We start from the raw sequence: 8,277 nt of genomic DNA, 5'->3' as shown, positions 1-8,277 counted from the left end.
CATCACCATCAACACCGCCCATGGCGACGCCGCCAAGCAGCCGATGGGCATGGACAAGCGGGTGCGACAGGCGCTCTCGCTCTCGATCGATCGCAAGGTGCTGAGCCAGGTCGTCTTCGAGGGCCTCTATGAGCCCATCGTCCAGCCCTTCAACCCCGGCAACCCCTATGTCAGCGCCGACTTCCCCGTGCCGGCGCGCGATGTCGCCAAGGCCAAGGCGCTGCTCAAGGAAGCCGGCCACAGCAAGGTCTCGGTCGAGCTCTTCGTCACCAACAACCCGGTCGATGCCCAACTCGGCCAGGTGATCCAGGCGATGGCGGCCGAAGCCGGCATCGACATCCAGATCCGCTCGACGGAATTCGCCAGCCAGCTGCGCGACCAGCAGCAGGGCAAGTTCCAGATGAGCCGCATCGGCTGGTCGGGCCGCATCGACCCGGACGGCAACCTGCACCAGTTCGTCACCACGAAGGGCAACCAGAACGACGGGCGCTATTCCAACGCCGAGGTCGACAGGCTGCTCGACGAAGCCCGCACGATCTATGACGTCGCCGAGCGCAAGAAGCGCTACGACGCCGCGCAGAAATTCCTGCAGGACGAGCTGCCGATCGTCTATCTCTACAACCAGACGGTCTTCTTCGCGATGCGCTCCAATGTGAGCGGCTTCGTGATCAGCCCCGACGGCATGATCCGGCTGGCCGGGATCAAGCGGTCTTGAAGCCAGGTCGAGCCATGCCGGCAAACGCGCTTCCCTTCCCCCTCGTGGGGAAGGGAGAGGGATGGGGGGCGAGCGACCGGGTGACCGGCGGCACAGCAAAGCTGCCCGCATCAGCGCCGCAACCAGACATCGAGCCCGATCTCCTCTGCTTTCCGCCCCCCCCCCCAAGCCCCACCCCCCACGGGGGGGGGGCACCGCGTCGAGCCGCATCATGCTCGCGCTGATCGGCCGGCGCATCCTGATCGCGATCCCGACGCTGTTCCTGGTGTCGCTGTTCGTGTTCGCCCTGCAGCGCGCGCTGCCGGGCGATCCGTTCCTCGTCATCGCCGGCGAGGAGCGCGATCCGGAGGTGATCGCACGCTTGCGGGCGATCTACCGCATGGATGATCCCGTCATCGTGCAGTTCTTCGCCTGGCTCGGCCAGGTGGTGCAGGGCGATTTCGGCCGCTCGCTGCGCACGGGCGAGCCGGTGCTCGGGCTGATCCTGCAGAAGCTGCCGGTGACGCTGCAACTCGCCATCGCCTCGATCCTGGTCGCCATCGCCATCGGCATTCCCGCGGGCGTGCTGGCGGCGCGGCGCAAGGACACGGTGGTGGATTACTCCACCAGCGCGCTCGCGCTGTCGGGGCTTTCCATCCCCAACTTCTGGCTGGGAATCATGCTGATTCTCGTCGTGTCGGTGGAGCTGCAATGGCTGCCGGCTTCCGGCTACGAGCCCTTCTTCAGCAACCCCTGGGGTGCCATCGAGCGGCTGATCATGCCCGCCTTCGTGCTCGGCTCGGGCCTTGCCGCCTTCCTGATGCGCCATACGCGCTCGGCCATGCTCGAGGTGCTGCGCTCCGACTATGTCCGCACCGCCCGCGCCAAGGGGCTGGACGAGGACGCGGTCGTCAACCGGCACGCCTTGCGCAATGCGCTCGTGCCGATCATCACCCTGACGACGATCCTGTTCGGCGAATTGCTGGCCGGCGCCGTGCTGACCGAGCAGGTCTTCACCATTCCCGGCTTCGGCAAGCTCATCGTCGACGCGGTGTTCAACCGCGACTATGGCGTCGTGCAGGGCGTGGTTTTGTGCACGGCGATCGGCTTCATCCTGATGAACCTGCTGGCCGATGTGCTTTACATCCTGGTCAATCCGCGGCTGAGGGCGCAGTGATGACGACCGCCGCCACCGACCCCCTCGCCACGCCTCCGGAACTCGCCTTGCGGCCACGTCCCGGCGTGCTGGCGCGGCTCGCCCGCAATCGCTCCGCGCTGATCGGCGGCGCGATCGTGCTCGCATTCGTTCTCATGGCCGTTCTGGCGCCGCTGCTGCCGCTGGCCGACCCGCTGAAGTCCAACTTCCTCGCCATCCGCAAGCCGCCGTCCGAGCTCTACTGGTTCGGGACGGACGAACTCGGGCGCGACCAGGTCTCGCGGCTGTTCTTCGGCGCCCAGGCCTCGCTGCTGGCGGGCATCGTGTCGGTCGTGATCGCGCTCGCCATCGGCATCCCCTTCGGGCTGCTGGCTGGCTGGTATGGCGGCTGGATCGACGCCGCGATCTCGCGCGTCACCGAGGCGATGCTGGCCTGCCCCTTCCTGATCCTGGCGATCGCCTTTGCGGCCGTGCTCGGTCCCTCGCTGACCAATGCGATGATCGCGATCGGCCTCTCGGCCGTGCCGGTCTTCGTGCGGCTGGTGCGGGCGCAGGTGCTGAGCGTCAAGGCGGAGGATTTCGTCGAGGGCGCCAGGGCCGTCGGCGCCCGCGACCTGCGCATCGTGCTGCGCCACATTCTGCCCAACATCCTCTCGCCGATCGTCGTGCAGTCGACGCTGTTCATGGCGCAGGCGATCATCCTGGAGGCCGCCCTGTCCTTCCTCGGGCTCGGCCAGCAGCCCCCTGCCCCGTCCTGGGGGCAGATGCTGAACGTCGCCAAGAACTTCATGGAGCAGGCGCCGTGGATGTCGGTGGCACCGGGCGTCTGCATCTTCCTCGCCGTGCTGGGCTTCAACCTGCTCGGCGACGGCCTGCGCGACGTCCTCGATCCCAAAGAAAACTGAGCCTAAGGACCACCCATGTTCACGACCCGGCCTGAAATCCTCGGCACCTTCGGTGTCTGCACCTCGACGCATTGGCTCGCGACCGCGACGGGCATGGCGATGCTCGAGAAGGGCGGCAACGCCTTCGATGCCTGCGCCGCGGCCGCCTTCGTGCTGCAGGTCGTCGAGCCGCATCTGGTCGGGCCCGGCGGCGAGATGCCGGCGGTGTTCTATTCGGCGAAGACCAAGAAGGTCGAGGTGATCTGCGGCCAAGGCACGGCGCCGGAGGCCGCGACCATCGAGGCCTTCAAGGCCCTGGGGCTCGATCTCGTGCCGGGCTCGGGCCTGCTCGCCGCCGTCGTGCCCGGGGCCTTCGGTGGCTGGATGACGCTGCTGCGCGACCATGGCCTGCTGCCGCTGCGCGAGGTGCTGGAGCCGGCGATCGGCTATTTCGAGAACGGCCACCCGATGCTGCCGCGCGTCTCGGACACCATCGCCGGGCTGACCGACCTGTTCACGAACGAGTGGCCGACCTCGGGCGCGGTCTACCTGCCGGGTGGGCAGGTGCCGCAGGCCAAGGCGCTGTTCCGCAACAAGGCCGCGGCCGAGACCTACAAGCGCATCCTGAGCGAGGCCGAGGCCGCCGGCGGCAGCCGCGAGAAGCAGATCCAGGCCGCCTATGACGCCTGGGACAAGGGCTTCGTCGCCGAGGCGATCGATACGTTCTGCCGGACGACGGAGGCGATCGATTCCTCCGGGCGCCGCCACAAGGGCCTGCTCACCGCCGACGACATGGCGCGCTGGCAGCCGACCTATGAGACGCCCGCCAGCGTGACCTATCACGGCTGGGAGGTCTTCAAGATCGGCCCCTGGGGCCAGGGCCCGGTCTTCCTGCAGACGCTGAAGATCCTCGAGGGCATCGACATCGCCGGGATGGGGCCCGACAGCGCCGCCTTCGTGCACCATGTCGCGGAGGCGATGAAGCTCGCCTTCGCCGATCGCGAGGCCTATTACGGCGACCCCGATTTCGTGAAGGTGCCGCTGGCGACGCTGCTCTCGGAGGATTATGCCCGCGGCCGCCGCAACCTGATCACCGACACGGCCTCGCAGGAACTGCGCCCGGGCATGATCGCCGGTTTCGAGACGCAGGTGGCGCAGGCGCTGGCCGGCGTGCGCTATGCCGGACAGGCCGGCAAGAGTGACGCGACCGTCGGCGAACCGACGACGGCGGCAATGGTGGCGGCCGGGCGGCGTGGCGACACCGTCCATATCGACGTCATCGACAAATGGGGCAACATGATCGCCGCCACCCCCTCGGGCGGCTGGCTCCAGTCCTCCCCGGTGATCCCGGCGCTCGGCTTCCCGCTCAATGCGCGAGCCCAGGCCTTCTTCCTCGACGAGGGACTGCCCTCGGCGCTGGCGCCTTTCAAACGCCCGCGCACGACCCTGACGCCCTCGCTCGCTTTCGAGAATGGCGAGCCGCGCCTCGTCTTCGGCACGCCGGGCGGCGACCAGCAGGAACAGTGGCAGCTCGGCCTGTTCCTGCGCCGCGTGCATCACGGCCTCAACCTGCAGGAGGCGATCGACCTGCCGCTGTTCCACACCCAGCACTTCCCCTCGACCTTCTATCCGCGCGAGGCCAAGCTCGGCCATCTGGCGGTGGAGGAGAGCATCGGCGAGAGCGTGCTGGCCGACCTCACCCGCCGCGGCCACAAGCTCGAGCGGGCGCCGGCCTGGACGATCGGCCGCCTCACCGCCGCCGAAAAGAGCAAGGACGGTCTCTTGCGCGCAGCCGCGACGCCGCGTCTGATGCAGGCCTACGCGGCCGGCCGCTGAGGAGACCCGCATGACCTGGTCCATCGTCGCCCGCGACGCCGCCACCGGCGCCTATGGCGTCGCCGTCTCGACCTGCGCCTTCGCCGTGGGTTCGCGCGTGCCCTATGGCGGCGGCCGCATCGGGGCGATCGCGACGCAGGCCTTCGTCAATCCGCTCTATGGGGTCGACGGCATGCGCCTGCTCCAGGAGGGCCGCTCGGCGGTCGAGATCATCGCGACGCTGACAGCGGCCGATGAGGGCCGCGCCCACCGCCAGCTCCACGTCATCGACCGCGAAGGCAGGATCGCCGCCTTCACCGGGGCCTCCTGCATCGACTGGTGCGGCGCGGTCGACGGGCCGCAGGTCTCCGTCGCCGGCAACATGCTGAGCGGGCCGGAGGTGATCCAGCAGACCCTGAAGGCCTATATCGCCTCGTCGGCACTGGATTTCGACGAGCGGCTGCTGGTGGCGCTGGAGGCCGGCGAGAAGGCGGGCGGCGACAAGCGCGGCCGGCAATCGGCGGCGATCCGGATCTGGTCGGGCGAGCCGGTGCCGAGCTTCGACATCCGCGTCGATGACCATGTCGATCCGCTGGCCGAGCTGCGCCGGCTCTGGCGGGTCGCGCATCAGCGCTATGTGCCGTTCCAGCAAGCCTCGCCCTCGCGCTCCCGGCCGGCGGGAGTCACCGATCGCGACGAACTCGATCGTCTCTGCACGACCTATGCGGAGGCGTGGAACGCACGGCATCCGGAATAAGCTGTTCCGCCGGGGACTCCTGATCCCCGACGGAACGCGCTACACCTGCCGCTGCGCCCGGTAGCCCCCGTGGAGCAGGAGATCACGACATGGCAGCCGACAGCGACGCTCTGGAACGCCGGATCGCCAAGCTGGAGAGCCAGCTCGCGGCCCTGACGGCGATGATCTCCGCCACGCCCGGCGGTGCGCTCGCGATTACGGCCCCTGGCGGCGTCAGCATCACCGCCGGAGGAGCCTTGTCGCTCACGGCCGGCGGGGCACTGTCGCTCGTCGTCGGCAGCCAGCTCAACGCGGTGGTGGGAAGTACGGCCACCGTCAGTGCCGGCACCCGAATCAGGTTGATGGGAGGTCAGGAGATCGCGCTCGACAGTCGGCAGTGCCACGTTCAGGCGTCGGTCGATCTCAGCCTCTCCAGCGACCAGTCCTTCGCGATCGAGGCCGCGAGAGACCTGACGATCGCGACCGGCAAGAAGCTCTCGGTGACGGCGGCCGACGAAGCGACGCTGAAGAGCGGCGGCGCCCAGCTCGAGCTCAAGAAGGATGGGTCGGTGACGCTGCGGGGGCGCGACATCACCACCAGCGCGTCGGGCCGAGTCACAGTCAAGTCGAGCGCCAATACGGTCATCAAGGGCAGCAAGATCGGCCAGAACTGAGGTTGCGGGATCGTCCGGCATGCGGGAGAGGCCTGCGCCTCCCCCGGCTGCGACCGATCAGACCAGCTTGCCTCGCGCCGCGACCGGCAACTCGCCCACCAGTTCGCGGCCGCGCACGGTCACCAGCCGGTCGACCATGTTGACGACCACACAGACATGATTGGGCACCACGCGGACGATCTCGCCCACGCCCGGCCGGTCATTGCTCGCCGAGAGATCGAGGAAGCCGTGCTCCTCGGCGAATTTCGCGATGCGTGCCGCCGGGTATTCGAGGATGTGGCCGTGGCCATCCAGGCCGCCGGTGTCGCTCGTCAGCGTCTTGGAGCCCGAATCGAGGATGCCGCGCTCGGGGCCGGCCCGGCTGACCACCGTGGCGTAGACGGTCAGCGCGCAGTCCTCCAGGCTCGCCACCCCGGCCGCGACCTGCATGCGGTCGTTGAAGATCGAGGTGCCGGCGCGGTGCTCGGTGGCGCCCTTGAGTTCGCCGATATGCGGGATGTTGGGCGATCCGCCGGTCGAGACGATCGATGCCTCCAGGCCCGCCTCGCGCAGGCCGGCATTGGCGGTGTCGAGGAAGATTTGCGTGCGCGCCCAGCCATCCTCGGGCGGGTACATCAGGAAGCCGGCGAAGCGCAGCCCCTTGGAGCCCGCGATCAACTTCGCCAGTTCGACCGCCTCTCCGGGTGTCTCGACGCCGGCACGCTGGCGGCCGGTGTCGCATTCGATGACGACCTCGAGGTCGCGCCCGGCGATCTCCGCCGCCTGGGGCAGGCCGGCGATGGTCACGGGGTTGTCGGCCGCCACGATCATCCTGACCCGGCGCTGGAGATGGCCGAGACGGCCGAGTTTCTGCTCGCCCAGGATGTTGTAGCTGATCAGGATGTCGTCGATGCCGCCATCGGCCATGACCTCGGCCTCGCCGAGTTTCTGGCAGGTGATGCCGCGCGCGCCGGCCTCGATCTGGAGGCGGGCGAGTTCGGGCGATTTATGCGTCTTGATGTGCGGGCGGTTGGCGACGCCCTTGGCATCGCACACGGCCTGGAGGCGCGCGATGTTGGCCTCGACCTTGTCGAGATCGATCACCACCGCCGGCGTGCCGTAGACGCGCGCGATCTCGGCCTTCAGGCCTTCATGGTCGGCAGCCATTACGGCAGCACCTTGATGATGACTTCGATCTCGACCGGCATGTTGCCCGGCAGGGAGCCCATGCCGACGGCAGAGCGGGCATGGCGCCCGTTCTCGCCGAGCACGGCGACGAAGAGATCCGAGCAGCCATTGATGACCTTGGGCTGATCGCCGTACTCCGGCACGGCATTGACCATCCCGAGCAGCTTGATGACCTCGACCTTGTCGAGCGAGCCCGTGGCCTCCTTCATCGCCGCGAGCAGGCCGAGCCCCGTGTTCCTGGCGAACTCATAGGCCTGCTCGGTCGTGAACTCCTTGCCGACCTTGCCGGCGGGGATCGAGCCGTCTGGGTTGCGCGGGCCCTGGCCCGAGAGGAAGACGAGGTCACCGGCCTTCTTGAAGCGCACATAGTTGGCCATCGGCGCCACCATCGCAGGCAGTTCCAGGCCCAGATCCTTCAGTTTCTGCTCGGCGCTCATCGGTGTTCCTCATTGTTTTCGATTGGGGACGCCGATGGCGTCGGGATTTCAAGCTCGCGTTCGAGATAGCGCGCGGCATCGTCATAGCTCGCGAGCTTCGCGGCAAGGGCGGGGTCATGCATCTCGCGAAAGCCCTGCCTCTGCCAGAAGCCTGACGAATCGTTGACCGCGACCAGAGCCAGCCGCGGCAGCCGCGCTTCGAGGGCGAGGGCCACGAGCCGTTCGATAACCAGGCGCCCTGCCCCGCTGCCCCGCGCGGCCGGCAACAGCGCGAGATCGTGGATGTAGAAGGCGCCCGGCATCGCCGGCAGGAGGCCGAGCAGCGTGTTCAGCGCCGGCGGCGCGCCGCGATGCCAAGGATGGCTCACGATGTATCCGAGCAGACCACTCGATCCTTCGAGAACGAGGCAGCCCTGCGGAAACAGGCGCAGCCGCTCGGCGAAGACCGCCTCATCTTCCGGATAACCGGGATGCACAATCGCGGCGACCGCCAGCACGGCCGACAGGTCGGCGGCAGTCATGGGGCGCCAACTGGCCTTCGACATAACGGGTCCCGGCATATGCTGGCTGCTCATACCAAACACGACGTCATCCCGGACGCAGCGAAGCGGAGCTCCGGGATCCATCATAGAGTTCCGGAGCCCTCCGATGGATCCCGGAGCTGCGCCGCTACGCGGCTTGTCCGGGATGACGGCGGTGTTTCCGCACCAATCC

Annotated in this window: 9 protein-coding genes; 6 read left to right on the top strand and 3 right to left on the bottom strand. The window is 68.2% G+C overall.

What is annotated here, in order from left to right:
* The 6 genes from Q8M82_RS08395 to Q8M82_RS08370 all read left to right on the top strand — a co-directional run.
* Nucleotides 1-715: ABC transporter substrate-binding protein (locus Q8M82_RS08395; protein ID WP_305690911.1), on the top strand; the 715-nt coding region annotated here is incomplete at its 5' end.
* Between the two features lie 211 nt (nt 716-926).
* Nucleotides 927-1,871: an ABC transporter permease gene (locus tag Q8M82_RS08390; protein WP_305690910.1), complete on the top strand. Its 945-nt coding sequence runs from the start codon at nt 927-929 to the stop codon at nt 1,869-1,871.
* Entirely contained in the window at nt 1,871-2,755 is an 885-nt protein-coding gene (locus Q8M82_RS08385) for an ABC transporter permease (RefSeq protein WP_305690909.1), read from the top strand. The genes Q8M82_RS08390 and Q8M82_RS08385 overlap by 1 nt, the downstream gene beginning before the upstream one ends.
* Nucleotides 2,756-2,770: 15 nt before the next feature.
* Complete coding sequence (locus Q8M82_RS08380; RefSeq protein WP_305690908.1) at nt 2,771-4,570, top strand: gamma-glutamyltransferase family protein; 1,800 nt, start codon at nt 2,771-2,773, stop codon at nt 4,568-4,570.
* 10 nt (nt 4,571-4,580) lie between these two features.
* Nucleotides 4,581-5,306, top strand: a complete 726-nt coding sequence (locus Q8M82_RS08375) for a DUF1028 domain-containing protein (RefSeq protein ID WP_305690907.1) — start codon at nt 4,581-4,583, stop codon at nt 5,304-5,306.
* Nucleotides 5,307-5,395: 89 nt separating this feature from the next.
* Nucleotides 5,396-5,959: a DUF2345 domain-containing protein gene (locus tag Q8M82_RS08370; RefSeq protein WP_305690906.1), complete on the top strand. Its 564-nt coding sequence runs from the start codon at nt 5,396-5,398 to the stop codon at nt 5,957-5,959.
* Between the two features lie 57 nt (nt 5,960-6,016).
* Here Q8M82_RS08370 and Q8M82_RS08365 read toward each other — a convergent pair whose 3' ends face one another.
* The 3 genes from Q8M82_RS08365 to Q8M82_RS08355 are packed head-to-tail and all read right to left on the bottom strand — an operon-like array spanning nt 6,017 to nt 8,084.
* The gene (locus Q8M82_RS08365) at nt 6,017-7,105 is read right to left on the bottom strand and encodes an alanine racemase (RefSeq protein ID WP_305690905.1); all 1,089 of its coding nucleotides are present in this window, start codon (nt 7,103-7,105) and stop codon (nt 6,017-6,019) included.
* Nucleotides 7,105-7,563: a RidA family protein gene (locus Q8M82_RS08360; RefSeq protein WP_305690904.1), complete on the bottom strand. Its 459-nt coding sequence runs from the start codon at nt 7,561-7,563 to the stop codon at nt 7,105-7,107. The genes Q8M82_RS08365 and Q8M82_RS08360 overlap by 1 nt, the downstream gene beginning before the upstream one ends.
* The gene (locus Q8M82_RS08355) at nt 7,560-8,084 is read right to left on the bottom strand and encodes a GNAT family N-acetyltransferase (RefSeq protein ID WP_305690903.1); all 525 of its coding nucleotides are present in this window, start codon (nt 8,082-8,084) and stop codon (nt 7,560-7,562) included. The genes Q8M82_RS08360 and Q8M82_RS08355 overlap by 4 nt, the downstream gene beginning before the upstream one ends.
* Nucleotides 8,085-8,277 lie beyond the last annotated feature (193 nt).

This window comes from Allobosea sp. (genome assembly GCF_030694325.1).
Lineage (GTDB): Bacteria > Pseudomonadota > Alphaproteobacteria > Rhizobiales > Beijerinckiaceae > Allobosea.
The sequence above is the reverse complement of the archived record's forward strand: the minus strand, read 5'-3'. Positions and strand labels throughout refer to the sequence as shown.

Coding starts and splice junctions, on each gene's coding strand:
- Q8M82_RS08390 (WP_305690910.1), top strand. CDS start 927: ATGCTCGCGCTGATCGGCCGGCGCATCCTGATCGCGATCCCGACGCTG.
- Q8M82_RS08385 (WP_305690909.1), top strand. CDS start 1,871: ATGACGACCGCCGCCACCGACCCCCTCGCCACGCCTCCGGAACTCGCC.
- Q8M82_RS08380 (WP_305690908.1), top strand. CDS start 2,771: ATGTTCACGACCCGGCCTGAAATCCTCGGCACCTTCGGTGTCTGCACC.
- Q8M82_RS08375 (WP_305690907.1), top strand. CDS start 4,581: ATGACCTGGTCCATCGTCGCCCGCGACGCCGCCACCGGCGCCTATGGC.
- Q8M82_RS08370 (WP_305690906.1), top strand. CDS start 5,396: ATGGCAGCCGACAGCGACGCTCTGGAACGCCGGATCGCCAAGCTGGAG.
- Q8M82_RS08365 (WP_305690905.1), bottom strand. CDS start 7,105: ATGGCTGCCGACCATGAAGGCCTGAAGGCCGAGATCGCGCGCGTCTAC.
- Q8M82_RS08360 (WP_305690904.1), bottom strand. CDS start 7,563: ATGAGCGCCGAGCAGAAACTGAAGGATCTGGGCCTGGAACTGCCTGCG.
- Q8M82_RS08355 (WP_305690903.1), bottom strand. CDS start 8,084: ATGACTGCCGCCGACCTGTCGGCCGTGCTGGCGGTCGCCGCGATTGTG.